Source organism: Tessaracoccus aquimaris (assembly GCF_001997345.1).
Taxonomy (GTDB): domain Bacteria; phylum Actinomycetota; class Actinomycetes; order Propionibacteriales; family Propionibacteriaceae; genus Arachnia; species Arachnia aquimaris.
This window is the reverse complement of record NZ_CP019606.1, coordinates 1,687,900-1,709,167: the sequence shown is the minus strand read 5'-3', so window position 1 is coordinate 1,709,167 and position 21,268 is coordinate 1,687,900. Positions and strand designations below refer to the sequence as shown.

19 protein-coding genes and 1 pseudogene are annotated in these 21,268 nt (G+C 67.7%); 17 read left to right on the top strand and 3 right to left on the bottom strand.

Translation table 11 applies throughout. From position 1 onward, the window contains the following. The first annotated feature begins 103 nt into the window (after positions 1-103). Genes eutM through adhP form a run of 8 tightly spaced genes read left to right on the top strand, consistent with a single transcriptional unit; the run spans position 104 to position 6,651 of the window. Entirely contained in the window at positions 104-391 is a 288-nt protein-coding gene (gene eutM, locus BW730_RS08020) for an ethanolamine utilization microcompartment protein EutM (protein ID WP_077685785.1), read from the top strand. Between the two features lie 40 nt (positions 392-431). Continuing rightward, positions 432-1,064, top strand: coding sequence for a cupin domain-containing protein (locus BW730_RS08015; RefSeq protein WP_077685784.1), 633 nt, complete (start codon positions 432-434; stop codon positions 1,062-1,064). Next, positions 1,061-1,813: a hypothetical protein gene (locus BW730_RS08010; protein ID WP_158522540.1), complete on the top strand. Its 753-nt coding sequence runs from the start codon at positions 1,061-1,063 to the stop codon at positions 1,811-1,813. The genes BW730_RS08015 and BW730_RS08010 overlap by 4 nt, the downstream gene beginning before the upstream one ends. Further along, positions 1,810-2,655, top strand: a complete 846-nt coding sequence (eutJ, locus tag BW730_RS08005; RefSeq protein WP_077687576.1) for an ethanolamine utilization protein EutJ — start codon at positions 1,810-1,812, stop codon at positions 2,653-2,655. The genes BW730_RS08010 and eutJ overlap by 4 nt, the downstream gene beginning before the upstream one ends. Before the next feature lies 1 nt (position 2,656). Next, a complete protein-coding gene (locus tag BW730_RS08000; RefSeq protein WP_077685782.1) occupies positions 2,657-3,283 on the top strand; it encodes a hypothetical protein in 627 nt (208 codons plus the stop codon). Positions 3,284-3,293: 10 nt separating this feature from the next. Next, complete coding sequence (locus tag BW730_RS07995) at positions 3,294-3,578, top strand: hypothetical protein (RefSeq protein ID WP_145952777.1); 285 nt, start codon at positions 3,294-3,296, stop codon at positions 3,576-3,578. Positions 3,579-3,583: 5 nt separating this feature from the next. Beyond that, the gene (gene pta, locus BW730_RS07990) at positions 3,584-5,632 is read left to right on the top strand and encodes a phosphate acetyltransferase (RefSeq protein WP_077685780.1); all 2,049 of its coding nucleotides are present in this window, start codon (positions 3,584-3,586) and stop codon (positions 5,630-5,632) included. Then, positions 5,629-6,651 (top strand): alcohol dehydrogenase AdhP, encoded by a 1,023-nt coding sequence (gene adhP, locus BW730_RS07985; protein WP_077685779.1) that lies wholly within the window; start codon positions 5,629-5,631, stop codon positions 6,649-6,651. The genes pta and adhP overlap by 4 nt, the downstream gene beginning before the upstream one ends. On the opposite strand, the gene BW730_RS07980 is transcribed toward adhP, so the two are convergent. Next, positions 6,648-7,418: an alpha/beta hydrolase gene (locus BW730_RS07980; RefSeq protein ID WP_077685778.1), complete on the bottom strand. Its 771-nt coding sequence runs from the start codon at positions 7,416-7,418 to the stop codon at positions 6,648-6,650. The genes adhP and BW730_RS07980 overlap by 4 nt on opposite strands. Before the next feature lie 39 nt (positions 7,419-7,457). Here BW730_RS07980 and BW730_RS07975 point away from each other — a divergent pair, with 39 nt between their 5' ends. The 5 genes and pseudogenes from BW730_RS07975 (at position 7,458) to BW730_RS07955 (ending at position 12,532) form a co-directional block, all read left to right on the top strand. Then, on the top strand, positions 7,458-8,210 hold the full coding sequence (locus BW730_RS07975) for a lysophospholipid acyltransferase family protein (RefSeq protein ID WP_077685777.1): 753 nt from the start codon (positions 7,458-7,460) through the stop codon (positions 8,208-8,210). Positions 8,211-8,217: 7 nt separating this feature from the next. Beyond that, positions 8,218-9,417, top strand: coding sequence for a sensor histidine kinase (locus BW730_RS07970; protein WP_077685776.1), 1,200 nt, complete (start codon positions 8,218-8,220; stop codon positions 9,415-9,417). 20 nt (positions 9,418-9,437) lie between these two features. Beyond that, on the top strand, positions 9,438-10,079 hold the full coding sequence (locus BW730_RS07965) for a response regulator (protein WP_077687575.1): 642 nt from the start codon (positions 9,438-9,440) through the stop codon (positions 10,077-10,079). A gap of 61 nt (positions 10,080-10,140) precedes the next feature. Continuing rightward, positions 10,141-11,525: pseudogene (locus tag BW730_RS07960) on the top strand (class II 3-deoxy-7-phosphoheptulonate synthase). Further along, a complete protein-coding gene (locus BW730_RS07955; RefSeq protein ID WP_077685775.1) occupies positions 11,522-12,532 on the top strand; it encodes a threonine aldolase family protein in 1,011 nt (336 codons plus the stop codon). Before BW730_RS07960 ends, BW730_RS07955 begins: the two are co-directional and overlap by 4 nt. Here the strand turns inward: BW730_RS07955 and BW730_RS07950 are convergent. Next, positions 12,505-13,686, bottom strand: a complete 1,182-nt coding sequence (locus BW730_RS07950; protein WP_145952775.1) for a hypothetical protein — start codon at positions 13,684-13,686, stop codon at positions 12,505-12,507. The genes BW730_RS07955 and BW730_RS07950 overlap by 28 nt on opposite strands. Before the next feature lie 62 nt (positions 13,687-13,748). Beyond that, positions 13,749-14,780 carry a LacI family DNA-binding transcriptional regulator gene (locus BW730_RS07945; RefSeq protein ID WP_226997147.1) on the bottom strand — a complete coding sequence of 344 codons (1,032 nt, stop codon included), beginning with the start codon at positions 14,778-14,780 and terminating at the stop codon, positions 13,749-13,751. Between the two features lie 299 nt (positions 14,781-15,079). Here BW730_RS07945 and BW730_RS07940 point away from each other — a divergent pair, with 299 nt between their 5' ends. The 4 genes from BW730_RS07940 (at position 15,080) to lacZ (ending at position 21,255) form a co-directional block, all read left to right on the top strand. Continuing rightward, on the top strand, positions 15,080-16,387 hold the full coding sequence (locus BW730_RS07940; protein ID WP_077685773.1) for an extracellular solute-binding protein: 1,308 nt from the start codon (positions 15,080-15,082) through the stop codon (positions 16,385-16,387). Between the two features lie 157 nt (positions 16,388-16,544). Further along, positions 16,545-17,423, top strand: a complete 879-nt coding sequence (locus BW730_RS07935; protein WP_077685772.1) for a carbohydrate ABC transporter permease — start codon at positions 16,545-16,547, stop codon at positions 17,421-17,423. After that, a complete protein-coding gene (locus BW730_RS07930) occupies positions 17,416-18,228 on the top strand; it encodes a carbohydrate ABC transporter permease (protein ID WP_226997146.1) in 813 nt (270 codons plus the stop codon). The genes BW730_RS07935 and BW730_RS07930 overlap by 8 nt, the downstream gene beginning before the upstream one ends. A gap of 18 nt (positions 18,229-18,246) precedes the next feature. Then, entirely contained in the window at positions 18,247-21,255 is a 3,009-nt protein-coding gene (gene lacZ, locus BW730_RS07925; RefSeq protein WP_077685771.1) for a beta-galactosidase, LacZ type, read from the top strand. The last annotated feature ends 13 nt before the right edge of the window (positions 21,256-21,268 follow it).

The window sequence follows — 21,268 nt, the reverse complement described above, 5'->3', positions numbered from 1 at the left end:
GAGCACCACAACTGAAAAGGAAACCATCCAACGGGCCGAGCCCAGCTCGACCCCCGACCCAGCACCCAATACACCCCCTGTCACCACACAAAGGAGAACTCCAATGGCAGATGTCCAGATGATCGCTCTCGGCATGGTCGAGACCAAGGGCCTGATCGGCGCCATTGAGGCCGCCGATGCAATGGTCAAGGCCGCCAACGTCAAGTTGATCGGCAAGGAGCAGATCGGCGCCGGTCTCGTGACCGTCTTCGTCCGCGGCGATGTCGGTGCGGTCAAGGCCGCCACCGATGCCGGTGCCGCGGCCGCAGGCCGCGTCGGCGAACTGATCTCCGTGCACGTCATCCCGCGTCCGCACGGCGACGTCGAGATCATCCTGCCGCACCGCGACTGATCTCGTCCCAGACACCGCACGCACCTAAGAGAGGCACATCATGGGCCGTCAGGTCATCACCGCCACCGAAGTCCAGTTAGCCGCCCCCGGGCGCCTACTGGTTGCCGAGGACGCGATCGTCACGCCGCTTGCGCGCGACACCGCGGCCGACCTCGGGGTCTCCATCGAACGCTCCACCGGTATCGCGGTGGCGCCGGAGAAGCCCGAGCAGGCTGGCGAGGACGACCTGATGACCAAGGTGCGTGCGCTTGTCACTGCGATGCTGGGCGCCGGTGGGGGCGGCCTGACCGCCCCCACATCGGGCCCGCCCCGACCGCCGGTGAAGGTGGTCGACCAGCACGAACACGTGCCCCAACCGTTCCCCTACCCGGGGCCGCCTCCCGAGATGAAGGTGGCCACCGTGGACGTCGTCACGGGCGACGACGGATCGCCCATGGCGGCCGGCTACATGACCATCACGCAGGGCAGCTTCCCGTGGACTTTCACCTACGACGAGGTACAGATCGTGTTGGAAGGCGAACTGCACCTCGGCGGCGACGGCGGCGGCCGGATCGCCCGTGCCGGTGACGTCTGTTACGTCCCCAAGGGGGCACACATCACCTTCGGAACCCCCACCTGGGCCCGATTCGTCTACGTGACGTTCCCAGCCGACTGGGACAGTGGCGTGTCGTGATCGTCACCGAAGCCGAACTCCGAGACCAACTCCGGCGACCCGTCGCCGGAGCCAAGGTCACGGTCGCGGCAGGGGCCCGACTGTCGCCAGCGGCGCGGGACTTCGTCAAGCAGTTCGCGCTCGTCCTCGTCGAGGAGGGCGGCGCCGCCGAGGGGCAGGCGGGAGACTGGGATCATGACGCGGTGTTCCCCGTCGCACTGTCGGGTGAGACACCGCGATGCACCCAATGCGGCACCGGCGTCACGAGTAAGCCGAGCGCCCTGACCCAGCTCAACTCCAGTCATTACGCGTCAAAGACCCACCCCAGAATCAAGCTGCGCGGCAGGGTCGACTCGCTTCACGCGAGGGTCCTGTGGATGCAGCGCCTGGCCCACGAAGCGGGGGAGGAGGCACTGGTTGCCGACCTCGCCAGCCTGGCGGCGTACTGCCGCGAGCTGATCTCGGCCGAGTACAACGAACGGCCAGCCGCCGAGTTGCGTCTGGCGGGGCTCGACCCCGACACGATGCACCGCGCGACCCACGACCCGCGCTCGATCCTGGGCGTCGAACACCTCACGCTCGACCACCACGACGACGAGATCCAACACCTGCTGAACCTGGTACGCACCGAGTCGCGAGAGATCGAGATCCTGGCGTTGGAAACCTTCCCCTCGCCCCACGACCACGGTGCGACCATCTGCCACGCGCTCAACCGGATCTCCAGCGCCTTCTACTACCTTCAACTCCGACGAGCGGCGGCGTGCCGATGAGCAGGCCGCGCGGCATCGGTGCCCTGATGAAGTCGGCCAACAGCGCCCTGAGGCACCCAGCCAGGATCGACGCTGGTACCCCGATCCGCGTCGGGGTGGACCTCGGGACCGCCTTCACCGTCATCATGGTCACGGACGAAACCGGCAGGCCCCTTGCCGCCGCGCACGCCTTCGCGGACGTGGTACGCGACGGCGTGGTGTGGGACTTCGCAGGCGCCCAGGCCGTGGTGCGCGACCTGAAGGACCGACTCGAGTCGGCCACCAGCCGTGAACTACTCCACGCCGCGGTCACCATCCCGCCCGGCGTGCTCGAGGCCGATCACCGCGCCCACAGATATGTCGTGGAGGGCGCGGGAATGGAGTGCGCCGCCGTGGTCGACGAGACCACCGCTGCAAACCGGATCCTTGGCATCCGCGACGGGGCGGTCGTCGACATCGGCGGAGGCACCACCGGCGTCGCCATCCTCCGGGACGGTGTGGTCATCGCCAATATCGACGAACCCACAGGTGGAACGCACCTGAGCCTCGTGATCTCCGGGGCGCTCAAGGTGCCTTTCGCCGAGGCCGAGAAGCGCAAGATGCGAACGTCGCAACACCCGAGCCTCTACCCGCTCGTGCGACCGACCCTCGAGAAGGTCGCCACCATCGTCTCCGCGGCCATCAAGGGACACGATGTCCATGAGATCCACCTGGTCGGCGGCACCGCCGCCTTCACAGGCGTGGCAGACGTGATGACCGAGATCACGGGGGTCCACGCGACGGTCGCCCCACACCCCATGCTCGTGACCCCGCTCGGCGTGGCCGCCTGGTCGCCACCAACTCCCACGAAGGAAGGTCGCTGACATGACCGAACAGTCCCCGTTCCAACTGCGCGCGTTCTGCCACCTGGATCGGATCCAGCCACAGTTCGCCGCCTTCGTCGGCAAGATCGCCGCCGGATCGCCCCCGATCGAGGGCATGAGCAGCCTCTACGTCGAGATGGCCCCCGGCAACTGGGTCTTCCGCGTCGTCGACAGCGTCCTGAAGGCCGTCGACGTCAAGCCAGGTGCCCAGGTGGTCGAGCGGCAGTTCGGCATGTTCGAGGTCCACTCCGAGAACCAGGCGGAGGTGCTGCGTGCAGGAGAGGTCGTGCTGGAGGCAATCGGACAACCGCTCGAGAGCAGGATCGCCCCGACGATCGCTTCGGAGCAGGTGATCACGAACGTCCATCCACTCCAGGCTCAGGTCCTCAACCGCATGAACATGGGGACGATGTTGGAGGGCGGGCAGACGCTTCTCGTCATGGAGGTGGAGCCCGCGGCCTACATCACCCTGGCCGCGAATGAGGCCGAGAAGGCCGCTCCCGTGTTCTTGAACCACCTGAGTTCGGTCGGCGTTTACGGCCGGATGTGGATGTCGGGGACCGAGGCAGACATCGAGGCGGCCCGCGCAGCGGCGGTCACCGCCATCCAATCAGTGACAGGACAGTAAGGAGTTCACCATGCCACGTCGAGTGCTGACCAAGGTCGACATCGACCAGATGCTGCAGACGGGAACCTCGGAGGTACGCCTTGGGCCCGGCGACATCGTCACCGCCCTCGCGCGCGAGTACGCCCTGGACCGGGGGGTGCGGTTGGTGCCGCACTCGTCCCAGGCCGAGAGTGTCCCACCGTCCGCACAACCCGCGCAGGCCCCCTTGGCGACGGAGATCCGCTCGGCAGTGATCTCGGCTCTCGGCGAGGAGCCGGCCGGGCTCGACGAGATCATCTCCCGCGCCCTTCGCTGACCGCCATGGCTGTCCGTTCGCTGTATCTCTGCCCGACCCAGCACTGCCCGCATCTGCTGCAGTTCGCGGTCGGAGCCATCGCTGGTCTGCGTGCGGAGGGTGCCAGAGTCACGGTGTTCAGACCCATCGTCGCCGACTCGCGAGGGGATCGGCTTCTCAAGGCGCTGAGCGAGCCGACCGAGCCACCCGCCTGGGGTGCGACGGCGGACCAACTGCTGAACACACCCGGCGACGCGCTCGGGCAGATCATCGCCAGGTTCGCCACACGGCTCCAGGGACACACGGCCGCGGTCGTCCTGGGGAGCGAGTATGACTGCTCGCTCGCGCCCGTTGAGTTCGCCTGGAACACGAAGGTCGCGGCGAACCTGGACGTGCCCATGCTGCTCGTGGTGCCCGCCGATGGAGGCGCGGATCTGGTGCGGGAGCGCATCGCGGTCGCGCTCGATGAGGCCACGCGGAACCTGGCGCAGGTCCTCGGCATCATCGTGCCGAGCGGGCGCCAGGCGCCTCTGGTCCTCGAAGAGGTCGCGAGGGACTGCCCGGTCCCTGTGCACCTGGTCCGGGAGGTCGAGGGCGACGCCGCCCCCGATCTCGCGGCCGTCGCGGCAGGTCTCGGAGCGGAGCAACTCGCGGGCGGGATTGCCCTGTCTGCGCAGAGTTTCGCGTCGCCGCCTCTGGTCGCCGACATGTCGCTGACGCATCTGCTTCCCCTGATAGACAAGGAGACCATCGCGATCTTCTCCGCCGACCGGGCGGAGATCGCGGTCGGGCTCTGCGTGGCAGGTGCGAGCGGACGGTTCAGTTTCCCGGCCGCCGCGATCGCGGCGGGCCCGTGGCCGCTCGAGCGCGGGGTTGCAGACCTGTGGCGGAGGGTCGCACCGTCCGTTCCGTTGCTGCGGACCCCCGTCGGGGTCCGCGAGGTCTCCCGGCTTCTGGAGGCCGACGCCTTGCCGGTTGCAGAGCTCGCCGAGGCGCACAGGGCGGAGGCGATCCGGAACTTCTCGGCGGCAGTCGATCTCTCGCGGCTCGGCGGTGCGGCAACCATCGGTCGCGATGATGTGGTCACGCCCATGATGTTCGAACACCGCCTCCTGGAGGCGGCGCGCGCCGCTGACCGGCACATCGTGCTGCCGGAGGGCGAGGAGGACCGGATCCTCAGGGCTGCGCACCGGCTTCTCGAGCAGGGGATCTGCCGCCTCACTCTTCTCGGTAACGTCGAGACGATCCGAGGCCGCGCCGCCGAGTTGGGCGTCGACATCGCAGGCGCTCAACTCATCGATCCGCGACGAAGTGAGCTCCTGGAGCCCTTCGCCGCGAGGTATGCCGAGCTACGCAAGAAGAAGGGCGTCACCCTCGAGCAGGCGCGTCAGCGCGTCATGGATGTCAGCTACTTCGGGACGATGATGGTGCTGGAGTCGCTCGCCGACGGCATGGTCTCGGGCTCGGTCAACACGACCGCGCACACGATCCGGCCCGCGCTGGAGGTCATCCGCACCAGGCCGGGGATCTCGGTGGTGTCATCGGTCTTCTTCATGTGCCTTGCCGACCGGGTGCTGGTGTTCGGCGACTGCGCCGTCAACCCGAACCCCACCCCGGATCAACTCGCTGAGATCGCGCTCAGCTCCGCCGCGACCGCGCGGCAGTTCGGCATCGATCCCCGGATCGCGATGCTTTCCTACTCGACGGGTTCCTCCGGAAGTGGGCCCGACGTGGAGGCCACCGTCGAGGCGACGCGATTGCTTCGGGAGATGGCCCCCGAATTGCCGGTCGACGGTCCGCTGCAGTACGACGCCGCCGTTGAGCCAAGCGTCGCGCTGACGAAGCTCCCTGGCTCGCCCGTTGCCGGTCGCGCCACCATCCTGATCTTCCCGGATCTGCAGACGGGCAACAACACGTACAAGGCGGTGCAGCGCAGCGCGGGGGCCCTCGCGATCGGCCCTGTCCTCCAAGGGCTCAACAAGCCGGTCAACGACCTCTCCCGCGGAGCGCTCGTCTCGGACATCGTCAACACGGTGGCCATCACGGCCATCCAGGCAGGAACGGAAGAGCCATGAGCGCCAGGATGCGCGCCGCGAGGGTCGTGCGGTTCAACGACGACCTGGAACTCGCCGAGGTGCCCGTTCCGACACCCGGCTACGGGGAGATCCTCGTCAAGGTGAGCGCCTGCGGCGTTTGCCACACCGACCTGCATGCCGTACACGGTGACTGGCCGGACAAGCCGGCGCTGCCGAGGATTCCGGGGCACGAGGCCGTCGGGATGGTTGTCGGACTCGGCAAGGGTGTGGCGAACGTGGCGGTTGGTGACAGGGTGGGAGTGCCATGGCTGCACCGGGCGTGCGGACGCTGCGACCAGTGTCTGTCCGGCTGGGAGACGCTTTGTGCGACGCAGGTGCGCAGTGGTTACGACGTCGACGGCGGGTTCGCCGAGTATGTGGTCGCTGCAGCGGACTTCGTCGTCAAGGTCCCGAGCGCACTGAGCGATCAACAGGCCGCGCCGCTGATGTGCGCGGGGCTCACCGTCTACAAGGGACTTCGGATGTCGGACGCGAAGCCGGGCGACTGGGTGGTGATCTCCGGTGTGGGAGGCCTCGGCCACTTGGCCGTCCAGTACGCCCGCGCGATGGGATTTCAGGTGATCGCCACGGATATCGATGACGCCAAACTGGCACTGGCGGCGAGGCTCGGGGCCGCGATGACGCTCAACGTGCGCACGACCGAGCCAGCCGGCTTCATCCACCGCAGCATCGGAGGGGCACATGCCGCGCTGGTCACCGCTGTGTCCCGTTCGGCCTTCGGCCAGGCTGTCGACATGCTGCGACCCGGGGGAACGCTGGTCCTGAACGGGCTGCCGCCCGGTGAGTTCGGCCTGAACATCTACGACGTCGTGATGAGGGCCCTTACGCTGCGCGGCTCCATTGTCGGAACCCGCCATGATCTGTCGAGAGCCCTGGAGCTGGCCGCGCAGGCGCACATCGAGGCGACCGTGCACCCGGCGCGCCTCGACGACATCAACGAGGTGCTGGACAAGATGGTCAGATCCTCGCTTCCCGGTCGAACGGTCCTCGAGTTCTAGTGCGCCGCGATGAACTCCTTCGACGCCGAGGCAATCGCCTCGGCGTCGTTGTCGAGCGTGGCGACGTGGTAGCTGTGCTCCAACGTCAACGAGGTGACGTCGCGCACGCGTGAGCGGATCAGTTCACCGCTCAACTCGTCGACCACGTGGTCGACCCTCGAGGTCATCAGCAGCACCGGGGCGCGGACGGCGGCGAGGTTGGCCCGCACGTCGCGCCACAGATCCGTCATCGTCGCAAGGCTCGTCACCGAGAACTTCGGGTAGCCCAACTCCTCGACGCCCTCCTTGGCGATGTCGTCGGCGACCCCCTTCTGGGGCGGGAGGATCGCGTGCACCGCGGTCGCCGGGGCGACCCTACAGTCCCGCGTCGCGATCGCCGGGTTGACCAGCAGCACGCCCGCGACCTTCTCCCGCTCCGCGAGCCGGAGCGCCAACGCGCCGCCCAACGACAGCCCGGCGACGAACACCCGGTCGACCTGACCGCTCAGCTCAAGGTAAGCGTCCTCGACGGCGGCGTACCAGTCCCACCAACGGGTGCGGGCCAGGTCCCGCCACGTCGTGCCGTGCCCCGGAAGTCGCGGCGCGACCACGCGGGCGCCCTCCCAACCATCACCTGGCGTGGCCAGCGCCTCGGCCCACGGCCGGATCGACTGGACCGAGCCGGTGAATCCGTGGCTGACGACGACGCCGACGTCGCCCTCACCCGCGCGATAGGTGCGGGCCTCCGGCCAGATCGTGGGGGCGGGGGAGTGCGATAGGCCTGTCATGGTGAGCAGGATAGGCGGGAATTCCGTAGACTGCCGCGCATGTGGTGGTATCGCTTCTTCAGGTTCACGATCTTCAGGCCCATGGTCAGGTTCAGCTACAAGACCAAGGTCTTCGGCCTGGAGAACTTCCCGCGCAAGGGCGGGGCGGTCCTGGCGAGCAACCACATCGGCGCGCTCGATTCGCTCGTGGTTCCTGCCATGATGCCGCGCCCGATCACGTTCCCCGCCAAGGCGGAACTGTTCGCAGGCAAGGGGGCAGGCGCCAAGATCGTCGCCTGGTTCCTGAAGACCATCAAGATGGTTCCCATGGACCGCAGCGGGGGCCGTGCCTCCGCGGATGCGCTCAAGGCCATCTCTGACGTGCTGGCCGACGGCCACGTCATCGCGTTCTACCCCGAGGGCACGCGTTCCCCCGACGGCCGCCTCTACAAGGGCAAGACGGGCATGGCGCGGATGGCGCTCTCCAACCAGGTGCCCGTGATCCCCGTCGGCGTGATCGGCTCGCAGTCCGTCAAGGGGCCGTTCGGGCTACCGTGGGCGCGACGCCCGGTGGTCATCGTCGGCGAACCCCTCGACTTCAGCGACTTCTACGCGACGCCTGGCAACTCCAAGGTGCTGCGCTACGTCACCGACGAGGCGATGGCCGCGATCCAGGCGCTCACGGGACAGGACTACATCGACGTGTACGCCTCCCGCGTGAAGTCGGGCGACCTCAGCCCGGAAGAGGCCGACGCCTTCCAGCTTCCCCGCCCAGGCGGCGGGGACCCGCCCGTCATCGAGCCCAAGGCCTGACGCGCAGGTGAGCGACTCGACGACCGCGCTGCGCGCCTGGCGCTGGGGCAAGTCCCAACTCCTCTGGTACCGCGACCGGCGCGACGTGCTCGGCCGGATGTACACCGTCTGTGAGGTCGCCCGCAGCTTCCTCGCGCTGCACGCGCTGGTCGTCAACCTGCTCATCGTGCTGCCGCGCGCCACCAACCACGTCGGCGTGGTGGCTGCGTCGCTCGTCCTGCTCTACTGGCAGATCTTCATCTCGCTGCGGATGCGCAAGCCCTCCCGGCGCACCAAACCCGCGCTGCTCGCCGACCTCGGCATGACCCTCACCATCATCCTGACGACCAACCTCACGGTGCCGCCAGGTGGGGCTCCGCTGTCCTTGGCCGGCTACTGGGCGGGCGGCTGCGCCGCCTACGCCGCGATCTTCCTCAGCTACAAGTGGGGCGTCGTGTTCGCCGTCACCACGTCCGCGGCACTGCTCGCGGCCCCCGAGCACTTCGCGATGGAGCGGGTCGGCGCCGCGTTCGTCACCGTCTTGTTCACCGCCTGCCTCGGCAACCTCGTCACGCAGGTGCGCGCCACCCTCGAGGAGCAGGAGGAGGAGCGCCTCCGCAGCGCCGCCCTCGCCGAGCGTGAACGGCTCTCGCGCATCGTGCACGACGGCGCGCTGCAGGTCCTCGCGCTCGTCGAGCGCGAAGGGCCGTCGCTCGGCCTGCGCGGCATCCGGCTCGCGGCGCTGGCACGGGAGTCGGAGGCGCAACTGCGTGGCCACCTGCAGGACCGCGAGATCAGCGACATCGACCACGGGGCCGCGGTCGACCTCGCGGCGGCCCTCGACAAGTACGAGTCCGCCCGGGTGACCGTCTCGACGATGGCGAGCCTTGTCAAGGCGCCAAGGGCACTCGTCGACGAGGTGGAGCGCACGCTAGCTGAGATCCTGAAGAACGTGGAGAAGCACGCAGGCCCCGAGGCGCGGGTCTGGATCCTGCTCGACCAGGAGTTGGACGACGAAGTGATCCTATGGGTCCGCGACAATGGGGTCGGCATGAGTGCCGCGCAGGTGCAGGAGGCGGCCGACAACGGTCGGCTGGGGATCAGGGACTCGATCGTCGGGCGGATGACCGACATCGGCGGGTCCGCGATCCTCAAGTCCTCGCCCGGCGCAGGCACGGAGTGGGAACTGCGGTTCCCGATCGAGGAAGATGATGAGGCGGAGTCGTGACCCAGGAACGTAAGCGCGTGATGCTCGTCGATGACCACCCCATGTGGATCGACGCGCTGAGCGAGGACCTCACCGAGGTCGGTTTCGAGATCGTGGCGGTCGCCAAGAACGGCACCGAATGCCTGGCCCGCGCCCGCGCGACCAGGCCCGAGGTGGTCGTGATGGACCTGCAGATCCCCGAGCCGGACGGTGCGACCTGCATCGAGATCCTGCTCGGCGAGTTCCCCGACATGCACGTGCTCGTGATGTCTGCCTCTGGCGAACGCGACGACGTGCTGCGGGCCATGAAGGCGGGCGCGAAGGGCTACCTGGTCAAGTCGGCGTCAAAGGAGGAACTGATCGAGGGCGTGCAGCGCACCGCGGTCGGCGACGCCGTCTTCACGCCCGGCCTCGCTGGCCTGGTGCTCGGCGAGTTCCGACGGATGGTCAACGTCGCCCGCTCCCACAACGAGGAGGGCCCGGTGCTGACCACCCGCGAGATCGAGGTGCTGCGCCGCGTCGCCAAGGGCATGGCCTACCGGGAGATCGCGGACGAGTTGTTCGTGTCGCACCGGACGGTGCAGAACCACGTGCAGAACGTGCTGCGCAAACTGCAACTGCACAACCGCGTCGAACTGACCCTCTACGCCATCGACAACGGGCTGCACGACCCCAACGAGTGAGGCGGTCCACCGCCGTCCGACGGTGCGGGGAGCGTTGCCGCGGTGGGGTAACCTGACGCCCATGTCGAGCATCATCTCCCGGGAAGAACTGCGCGCGCTGCCCTTCATCCAGCAGCCCAGCTACCCGGATCCCACGGCACTTGACCGCACCATCGACTCGCTCGAACGGCTCCCACCGCTGGTGTTCGCGGGGAGTGCGACGACCTGCGCGGCAAGCTCGCCGACGTCGCCGACGGCAAGGCATTCCTGCTGCAGGGCGGCGACTGCGCCGAGACCTTCGAGGCCGTCACCGCAGACAACATCAAGCAGAAGTTGCTCGTCCAGTTGTCGATGGCGGTCGTGATGACCTATGCCGCTCAGGTGCCGGTGGTGAAGGTCGGCCGGATCGCGGGCCAGTACGCAAAGCCACGCTCCAAGGACGCCGAGACCCGCGGCGACGTGACGCTTCCCGCCTACCGCGGTGACGCCATCAACGGCTTCGAGTTCACCGAGGGCTCCCGCGCTCACGACCCCGGCCGCCTGATGGACGTCTACAACTCCTCGGCCGCGACCCTCAACCTGGTGCGCGCCTTCGTCAAGGGCGGGTTCGCCAACCTGCGCGGCGTGCACACCTGGAACGCGCAGTTCGTGCGCGACTCCGAGGTCGAGCAGGAGTACGAGGAGCTCGCCTCCGAGATCGACCGCGCGCTCGCCTTCATGGTCGCCTGCGGCGTGCACGACGAGTCGCTCAGCACCGTCGACTTCTACGCCTCGCACGAGGCGCTGCTGCTGGAGTACGAGCGGGCACTGACCCGCGTCGACTCGCGCTCGCAGAACCTCTACGGCTGCTCGGGCCACATGCTGTGGATCGGCGAGCGCACCCGCCAACTGGACGGCGCGCACGTCGAACTGCTGCGCCGCGTCGCCAACCCGCTCGGCGTCAAGCTCGGCCCGACCTCCACGGCCGAGCAGGCCATCGCGCTGGCCGACGCGCTCGACCCCGACCGGATCCCCGGCCGGCTCACCTTCATCACGCGGATGGGCGCGGGCAAGGTCCGCGACGTGCTGCCCGCCGTCATCGAGGGCGTCGAGGCGACCGGACGCAAGGTCGCCTGGGTGTGCGACCCGATGCACGGCAACACCTTCGAGGCCGCCAACGGCTACAAGACCCGCTCCTTCGCCGACGTGGCAGACGAGGTCAACGGCTTCTTCGACGTGCACGAGCAGCTCGGCACCTGGCCGGGCGGGCTGCACGTCGAGCTGACGGGCGACGACGTCACCGAATGTGTCGGCGGCGCGGCGAACCTCAGCGAGGCCGACCTCGAGAGCCGCTACGAGACGGTATGCGACCCGCGGCTCAACCGCAACCAGTCGCTCGAACTGGCGTTCACCGTCGCGCGCAGGCTGCGCTCGGGTCGCCTCAACCGCGACAACCCCGTCCAGCAGTTCAGGGCCAAGGAACTGTGATCGACCTCCGCAGCGACACGGTCACCCGGCCGAGCGCCGGGATGATCGACGCGATGACCGGCGCTGCGCTCGGTGACGATGTCTATGCGGAGGATCCGAGCGTCGCGGCACTCGAGGCTCGCGCCGCCGAACTGTTCGGCAAGGAGGCGGGCCTGTTCTGCGCGACCGGCTCGCTCAGCAACCTGCTGGGGGTGTGGCTGCACACCCCGCCCGGCCGCGAGGTGCTGTGCGACGGCTACGCACACATCGCCCGCGCCGAGATGGGCGCCCACGGCGCGCTGCACGGCGTCACGATGCGCACCTGGACGTCGACGGCGGGGCGGCTCGTCGCAGACGACGCGCTGGCGATGCTCGCCGTCGAATGCGGCCCGTACCTCGTCGAGACGGCCTGCGTCGCGGTGGAGGACACCCACAACTTCGGCGGCGGCACCGTGCAGGACTACGACCAACTGGTCGCCGTCACAGACGGAGCCCGCGCCGTCGGCATCAAGACGCACCTCGACGGGGCGCGGCTCGCTAACGCCATGGCCGTCACCGGCCGCCCGTTCTCCGACTACGGCCGCCTCTTCGACACCGTCAGCCTCTGCCTCAGCAAGGGGCTCGGCGCTCCGGTCGGCTCAGTCCTCGTGGGGACCGCGGACGACATCGCCCGCGCGCGGGTGCAGCGCAAGCGGCTCGGGGCGGGATGGCGACAGGCGGGGATGCTGGCCGCTGCCGGCTCCTATGCGCTGGAGCACAACGTCGCACGGATCGCCGAGGACCACCGCTCGGCGGGCGTGCTCGCCGACGCCATCAACGCCGAGCGACCCGGGGCGGTGGCCGCGCCTGCGACCAACATCGTCCTGATCCCCACGCCGGCTGCGCCAGCCGTCGCGGCGCGATTGAAGGAGGCGGGCGTGCTGATCAGCGTGCTCGGCCCCTCCGCGCTGCGCGCAGTGACGCACCTGGACGTGACACAGGAGGAGTGCGCAGAGGCGGGTCAGCTGATCGGGTCGCTGCTGGGCTGAGGCGCCGGTTCGATCTCCGGAATCGGGCGCGGCCACGCGCCCAACTCCTCCCAGACGAAGTCGGGCACCCGCGCGAAGAAGCCGCGCAGGAACGCGTCGGCCCCGAGGATGTCCTCGATCTCCCACTTCTTACCGAAGCCCTTCAACAGGATCGCCCCGTCGCCCTGGATGGCGAACTTCGGCGCCCCAGACGCCATCAGGTACTCCATCTGACGCTGGTGGATGATCGCGTGCGCGATCCGCTCGTTGCTGCTCTCGATCCGCACCGCGTCGTTGAAGTCGGTCCATTCGAAGCGCTGGCTGCGGCCGAACCAGCCCCAGTTCGACGCGAGGTCGACGAAGGGGAAGCTGGTGCGGAACTGGCACAGGTACTCCGTGTGGTGCGTCGTGGTGGTGTGCGACCTGCCCTCGGAGTCGGTGCTCGTGGAGTCGGTCTTCCAGTTGTGCTGCATCCGGATGAACGGGATGCGGGCGTTCTCGCTCATGATGATGTCGCGCGCCTCGTGGCCGTAGCCCCCGCCGCTGTGCTCGACCTGGCGGAGGATCTCGTCGTCGTGGGGCACGTAGGTCCAGTCGGGGTGGTCGGCGAAGCTGAGCCCCTGCGGCGGCGTCGGGCCCTGCCGTCCGGCAGCGGGGCTGGCGAGCAGCGCCGTGCGGGCGGCGGCCAACGCGTCGACGGCGGTCTGGAGTTCGTCCGCGTCGTCGCTGACCCGCAGCATCACGAGGGTGTCGTGATCGACCGTCAGGTCCCTGCTCGCGCCGCCCAGGGCCTTGGCCAGTTCGTCGGCGTAGTGCGGGTCGGCCGTGCGGACGGGGCCGCCCGCGGGGACCTCGGCCAACGGCATCGAGTGCGGCAGCTTCATGGTGACCACCAGGTCGCCCGGATCCCACGCGCTCGACCGGTACATGAACGCGGAGAACGCGGTGCCGTCCGACGCGGGGCCGCTGATCTGCTTCTTGACGCTGCGGTCGAAGGCGACGCCGAAGGGCGCCACGTTCAGGCCGTGCGCGATCGAGATGGGCGGCGAGCCTTCGTAGGCCCACCCCTTGTCCTCGAACGATTTGATGTAGCGGTGGTGCATGATGGCCCACACGATCAGGGCCGCGACGACCATCCCGCCGATCACCAGCAGTAGCGGACCGAAAGCTTCCATCGTTGATCACCTCCACGTGCCAGTGTGGCAGGGGCGGCGGTCACGACCCCGTCGGCTCGGGCTCAGCGGCGGGGCGGTGCGGTGCTGCCGCGAACCGTCAACGAGGTCGGGATCACCAGGTGGTGGGCGCGATTGCCTGCGGTGCCCTTGATCTGGCTGACCAACTGGTTGACGAGCTCGTGACCGAGGCGGGAGAAGTCCTGGCGGACGGTCGTGAGCGGGGGATAGGTGTACTCGCTGAGCGCGATGCCGTCGAAGCCGACGACGGACACATCGCCCGGGACGCTGCGACCCGCCTCGTGCATCGCCCGAAGCACCCCGATCGCCATCTCGTCGTTGGCGCAGCTGACCGCCTTCACCTCGGGATCCGCCGCCAGCAGTTGGCCGATCCGGTACCCCGACTCGGCCGTCCAGTCGCCGTGGTGCGCGGCGGGCACCTCCAGGCCCCGCTCGGTGAGGCAGCGGCGCCAGGTGGCCAGCCGCACGGACGCCGGCTGGGAGCCCTCCGCGCCTGCGACGTGGTCGACGCGGCGGTGACCGAGGTCGAGCAGATGGTTGACGGCGTCCTGCATGCCGCGGATCTGGTTGGCGACCACAGACGGGTAACGTCCGACCAGGCGCGAATCGGCGACGACGACCGGCAGGTTGGCGGGCAGCGCGAAGGCATCAAGGCTCGCGTTGTCGATGCCGATGATGACCAGGCCGTCGATCGCGGAGTGTGAAAGCCGTTGGGTCGCCTGGCTGATCTCCTCGGGGTCCTGGTTGCGGACCTCGACGAGCGTGGCGCTGTACCCGAGTTCCTGGGCCGCCGCCACGACGGCGGTGGTGGTCAACGCGTCGCCGGTGCGCTCCAGTTGCTGCGCGATGACGCCGAGGCTGCCGTACGCGCCGTTGCGCAGCGCTCGCGCGGCGCGGTTAGGGGTGTAGCCGAGCTCCGACATGGCAAGCAGCACGCGCTCCTTGGTGGCGGGGCTGACCGCGGTCGCGCCGCGGGAGACCCGCGAGACCGTCTGCGCGGACACGCCTGCCAGACGCGCAACATCGGAGATCGAGGGCGTCTTGGTGGGAGGGATGCGCCTCGTCGTCGCGGCCATGTCGTCATCCTATCAAGATCGGTCAACCACGCGTGTGTTCACGTGGCCAAATATTGCCCTGAGACTTCACCCCGAGGGCGGTGCTACCTCCGTTTGGGCGGGAAACCTGCAGTACGAGCGTGCGATTGTTACAGATTTGATAGAAAGACCCCCTAGCTGTCGTGCGGAGCCGGTGTTACGGTTGGCAACGTAAACAAATCATGGTGTTGCTCGAAGAGGAGCTCATCCGCTTTCCCGCAACGACGCGTTACCGGAGCCGACCCGCTCGTCGGCAAGGAATTCGACAGAAGGAACACCCGATGAAGAAGAGGAAGCTGCCAGCCCTGCTCGGCGCTGGCCTACTCGCACTGTCCCTCGCGCTGTCTGCCTGCGGTGGCGGCGGCAACAACAACACGGGAGGTGGCGAGGGTGACGGCGACCAGACGCTGACCGTCTGGACCTGGGACCCCGCGTTCAACATCTACGCGATGCAGGAGGCCGAGAAGGTCTACCAGAAGGATCACGCCGACTTCAAGCTCGACATCACCGAGGTCCCCTGGGACGACCTGCAGGCAAAGCTCACCACCATCGCCCAGTCGGGTAGCTACAAGGACCTGCCTGACATCTTCCTGATGCAGAACAACGCGTTCCAGAAGAACGTCATCAACTACCCGGACCTGGTCGCCTCCCTCAAGGACTCGGGCGTCGACTTCAGCCAGTTCCCGGACTCGGTGAAGGCGTACTCCACCATCGACGGCCAGAACTACGGTGTGCCGTTCGATGCGGGCACGGCCATCACGGCTCTGCGCACCGACGTGCTCGAGGAGGCCGGCTACACCATCGATGACTTCACCGACATCACGTGGTCGAAGTACATCGAGCAGGGCAAGGACATCCTCGCCAAGACCAAGAAGCCGATCCTCTCGGGTCAGGCCGGGTCGTCCGACCTGATCATGATGATGCTGCAGAGCGCTGGCGGCAGCCTGTTCGACAAGGAAGGCAACCCGACCATCACCGACAACGCCAAGCTCGACGCTGCGGTGGCGACCTACAAGGAACTGGTCGATTCCGGCGTCCTGGTCGAGGTCAACTCGTGGGACGAGTATGTCGGCACCTTCGTCAACGGCAGCGTGGCTGGCACGGTCAACGGCATCTGGATCAGCGGCACCATCCAGACGGCGACCGATCAGGAGGGCAAGTGGAAGATCACCGACCTTCCCAAGCTCGACGGTGTCGACGGCGCGACCAACTACTCGGCCAACGGCGGCTCTTCCTGGGCGATCAGCTCCACGGGCGACTACAAGCTGGCCTCCGATTTCCTGAAGTCCACCTTCGCCGGTTCGACCGAGCTGTACGACACCATCCTTCCCAAGGCCGGCGCCGTCGCGTACTGGACCCCGGCTGGCGACTCCAAGGTCTACGCGGAGCCCCAGAAGTTCTTCGGTGACCAGCCGATCTACCAGATGGTCGTCGGCTACGGCAAGGACGTCCCGGTCAACAACACCGGCGTCTACTACTACGAGGCCCGCGACGCGGTCAGCGCCGCGCTGACCAAGATCATCCAGGGCACCGACGCCAAGTCCGCGCTCGCTGAGGCGCAGTCGACCGTCGAATTCGCCATGAAGTAAGGCAACAGCCTCGGGGCGGGCGCCGCACGCGCCCGCCCCTCGGCATTGCCCTCGACGAACGGAGAAACTCGTGACCACCACAACTCTCGAGTCCGCCCCCGGGGAGGGAGCGGCCTCACCTAGATCTCGCCGGTCGAAGAAGACCGGCGGCTCTCGCATGTCGCCGGAGAGGCGACGCAATCTGACGGGATGGGGCTTCCTCATCCCCGCCGCGGCGCTGATTGCCGTGATGAGCTTCTGGCCGATGATCGAGGCGTTCATTCTGTCTCTCAAGACCGGACGCGGCCTCAGGCTGAACTTCGCCGACCCCCTCTGGTACAACTACGCCCGCCTCTGGCAGGACGAGACGTTCAAGCTGACGCTCGGCAACACCTTCATCTACCTGATCATCCAGGTGCCGATCATGCTCGTGCTCGCGCTGATCCTGGCCAACCTGCTCAACAACCCCACCCTGCGCTTCAAGGGCTTCTGGCGCACCGCCATCTTCCTGCCGTGCGCCGTCTCGCTGGTGTCGTACTCGCTGGTGTTCCGCACACTGTTCGCAACGGACGGGTTCATCAACGACATGCTGCAGGGCCTTCACCTGATCGACCAGCCCGTGAACTGGCTCGGCCAGACGGGCACGGCCCGCTTCGTGATCATCCTCGGCCTGATCTGGCGCTGGACCGGCTACAACATGGTCTTCTACCTCGCCGCCCTGCAGAACATCGACCACTCCAGCATCGAGGCTGCCAAGGTCGACGGCGCGGGCGCGTTCAAGACGTTCTGGTACGTCACCGTTCCGCAGCTCAAGCCGATGATCCTGCTCACGGCGATCATGTCGACCAACGGCACGCTGCAGCTCTTCGACGAGTCGTGGAACCTCACAAAGGGCGGGCCGGCCTACACGACCATGACCATGTCCCACTACCTCTATGAGTTGTCCTTCCAGAAGAACCCCAATGTCGGCTACGGCTCGGCGATCTCGTACGTGATCCTGATCCTCGTCGCGGTGCTGGCATTCGTGCAGATGAAGGTGGGTGACAAGCGTGACTAGGACCAAGTGGCGCAAGGTGCCGGGCTACGCGTTCCTCAGCGTCTTCGCGCTGTTCTCGCTCTTCCCGCTGTACTTCATGATCGTCTCGTCGACCAACACCAGCCAGGACGTGCTCGGCTCGCGGCTGCTGCCCGGCGGCAACCTGATCGCGAACTTCCAGGCCCTGATCGGCGCGGCCGACCTCGGCTCCGCCATGTGGTACTCGGCGGTCAACGCCGTCGCGACCACCCTGGCGGCCCTGCTCGTGTGTTCGATCGCGGGCTACGGCTTCGAGATCTACCACTCCAAGGGCAAGGACGTCCTGATGGCCGTCCTGCTGCTCGCCATGATGATCCCGTTCGCCGCGACCATGATTCCGCTGTTCCGCCTCTTCGCGAGCGCAGGCATGGTCAACTCGACGTTCGCCGTCATCCTCCCCGCCATCTCGACGCCCTTCCTGATCCTGCTCTTCCGGCAGGCGTCGCGGAACTTCCCGCACGAGATCCTGGAGGCCGCGCGCCTCGACGGGCTCAGCGAGTTGGCGATCTTCGCGCGCATCTACATCCCCACGATGCGCTCGACCTATGCGGCCGCCGCCGTCATCACCTTCATGACGGCGTGGAACAACTTCCTCTGGCCGAAGGTCATCCTGCTCGACAACGCGTACCAGACCATGCCGATGCTCATCTCGAACCTGAGCGCCGGCTATGTCACGAACTACGGCGTGCTGATGCTCGCCGTGCTGTTGGCTTCACTGCCGACGATGATCATCTTCCTGGTCCTCCAGCGCAGCTTCGCCGCTGGCATGACCGGGGCCATCAAGTGAGTTAGGAGCACATCTCAAATGTCATTCGAACGTGGCCGCCTCGCGGACCCGACGTACTACGCCGACAACCGGATGCCGGCGCACTCCGACCACCGCTGGTTCGCCAGCGAGGGGGAGGCGGCCACCGGCGTCAGTGGCTTCGAGCGCAACCTGAACGGGTTGTGGAAGTTCCACTACGCCAAGAACCCGGACGCGACCATCGAGGGCTTCGAGAGCCCCGACTACGACTGCTCCGGGTGGGACGACATCCCGGTGCCATCGCACATCCAACTGCAGGGCTACGACCGGCCGCAGTACACCAACGTCCAGTATCCGTGGGACGGGCACGAGAACCTCGAGATCGGTGACGTGCCGACCAGGTTCAACCCGGTCGGCAGCTATGCGACCACCTTCACCCTTGACGAGCCCCTCGCCGACGGTGAGCGACTCAGCATCTCGTTCAAGGGCGCCGAGTCGGCCATCGCGGTGTGGCTCAACGGCTCGTACATCGGCTACGGCTGCGACTCCTTCACGCCGTCCGAGTTCGACCTCACCGACGCGCTGGTGGTCGGGGAGAACAAGCTCGCCGCGCAGGTGTTCAAGTGGTCCGCCGCCTCCTGGCTCGAGGACCAGGACTTCTACCGGTTCTCCGGCATCTTCCGCGACGTGGTGCTGTACCGGCGCCCCGCGACGCATCTTGAGGACGTCGACGTCAGGGCGGAACTCTCCGAGGATCTCGGCGAGGCCGTCGTCACGCTCGGCTACCGGTTGGAGGGCGAGGGCAGCGTCGCGGCGCGCCTGGAGGGCGTCGGCGACCTGACGGCGGGGGAGGACGGCGTGCTCAGCATCACCGTCACCGACCCGCACCTGTGGAGCGGCGAGGACCCGCACCTGTACCGGCTCGTCATCGAGGTCCGCGACGCCGCGGGCGAGGTCACCGAGGTCGTCCCCGAGCGGGTCGGCATCCGTCGCTTCGGCATCGAGGACGGCGTCCTGAAGATCAACGGTCAGAGGATCGTGTTCAAGGGCGTCAACAGGCACGAGTTCGGGCTCAACGGTCGTGTGATGGACCGCGAGACCACCGAGTCGGACCTCAAACTGATCAAGGCGGCGGGCATCAACTCGGTGCGCACCAGCCACTACCCGAACAACTCCTTCTTCTACGAGTTGTGCGACGAGTACGGCGTCTACGTCATCGACGAGATGAACCTCGAGACGCACGGCCTGTGGGACCGGATCCGGCAGTTCGGGCGCCCCATCGAGGAGGCCGTCCCCGGCGACCGTCCCGAGTGGAAGCCTGCCCTGCTCGACCGTGCCGCCTCGATGTACGAGCGAGACAAGAACCACGCGAGCATCGTGATGTGGTCCTGCGGCAACGAGTCCTTCGGCGGCTCGACGCTGCTGGAGGTGTCGAACTGGTTCAGGGCACGCGACTCCCGCCCCGTGCACTACGAGGGCGTCGACTGGGATCCGCGCTACCCGGCCACCACCGATGTCGTGTCGCGGATGTACACCCCGGCGGCCGAGATCGAGACGTTCCTCAAGGAGAACCGGGACAAGCCGTTCATCCTGTGCGAGTACGCCCACGCGATGGGCAACTCGTTCGGCGCCGTCGACAAGTACCTCGACCTCGCTGAGCGCGACCCGCTGTTCCAGGGCGGGTTCATCTGGGACTTCTCCGACCAGGCCATCGCGTTGACCGACAGGCACGGGAAGAAGTTCTTCGGCTACGGCGGCGACTGCGGCGAGGCGCCCCACGACGGCGAGTTCTGCGGCAACGGCATCCTGTTCGCCGACCACACCCCGACGCCGCGGATGCAGGAGGTCGCCTACCTGTACCAGGGCTTCGGCACCGACATCACCGCCGACTCGGTGACGATCACCAACAAGATGCTGTTCACCTCGACCGCGGAGTACGACTGCGTCGTGACGCTTGCCCGCGAGTCGGTGGTGCTCGCCGAGTCGACGCTCGAGACCGACGTCGCTCCCGGCGAGACCGTCTCCTACCCGCTGCCGCTTGCCCTGCCGGAGGCACCGGGGGAGTACACCGTCGACGTGTCCTACCGGCTGCGCAAGGCGACCCGGTGGGGCTCGGCCGGCCAGGAGGTCGGCTGGGAACAGGCAGTCATGGAGGTCCCTGGGGCCGAGCGGGTCGCGCCCGGCGCCGCTCCCGAACTGATCAACGGCATCCACAACATCGGGGTGCGCGGCGATCACTTCATCGCGCTGTTCTCGCGCATCTTCGGCGGGCTGCAGTCGTACCGCTTCGGGATGACAAGCGACGGCGGACGTGAACTGCTCAAGGCTGTCCCGACGCCGAACTTCTGGCACGCGCCCACCTCGAACGAGAAGGGCTGGCGGTCGTTCTTCGAGGACGGCGACTGGCTGCTCGCCAGCCGCTACGCCAACCTGGTGCCGGGCGAGAACCCGACCATCACCACGCACGACGACAGCGTCGAGGTCACCTACCACTACGCCCTCCCGACCCGACCCGAGAGCCGCTGCGACCTGTCGTACCGCGTCTTCGGCGACGGCAGGATCGACGTCACCGAGACCCTGACGCCGGGCGCAGGGCTCGCCGACCTGCCGGAGTTCGGGGTGCTGTTCACCATCGACGCCGACTACTCGCACCTCAGGTGGTACGGCGAGGGGCCGGACGAGTGCTACGTCGACCGCAGGGGAGGCGCGCGGGTCGGGGTCTACGACGCCGACGTCGCCGACCTGCTGACGCCCTACCTGATGCCTCAGGAGGCGGGTAGCCGCACGGGCGTCCGGTGGGCCGAGGTGACCAACGGCAAGGGCGCGGGCCTGCGCTTCTCCGCGCCGTCCGGCATGGAGTTCTCGGCGCTGCCGTGGAGCCCCTTCGAGATCGAGAACGCGGCCCACCACGTGGACCTGCCGCCGATCCAGAACACCTTCATCCGGCCCGCCCTCGCGCGCCGCGGCGTCGGTGGCGACGACTCGTGGGGCGCCCGCACGCACCCCGAGTTCCTGATCCCCGCCGAGGGGCAACTGGTCTTCCAGTTCTCCTTCATCGGGCTGCGCTGACGAAGCGGAAGGC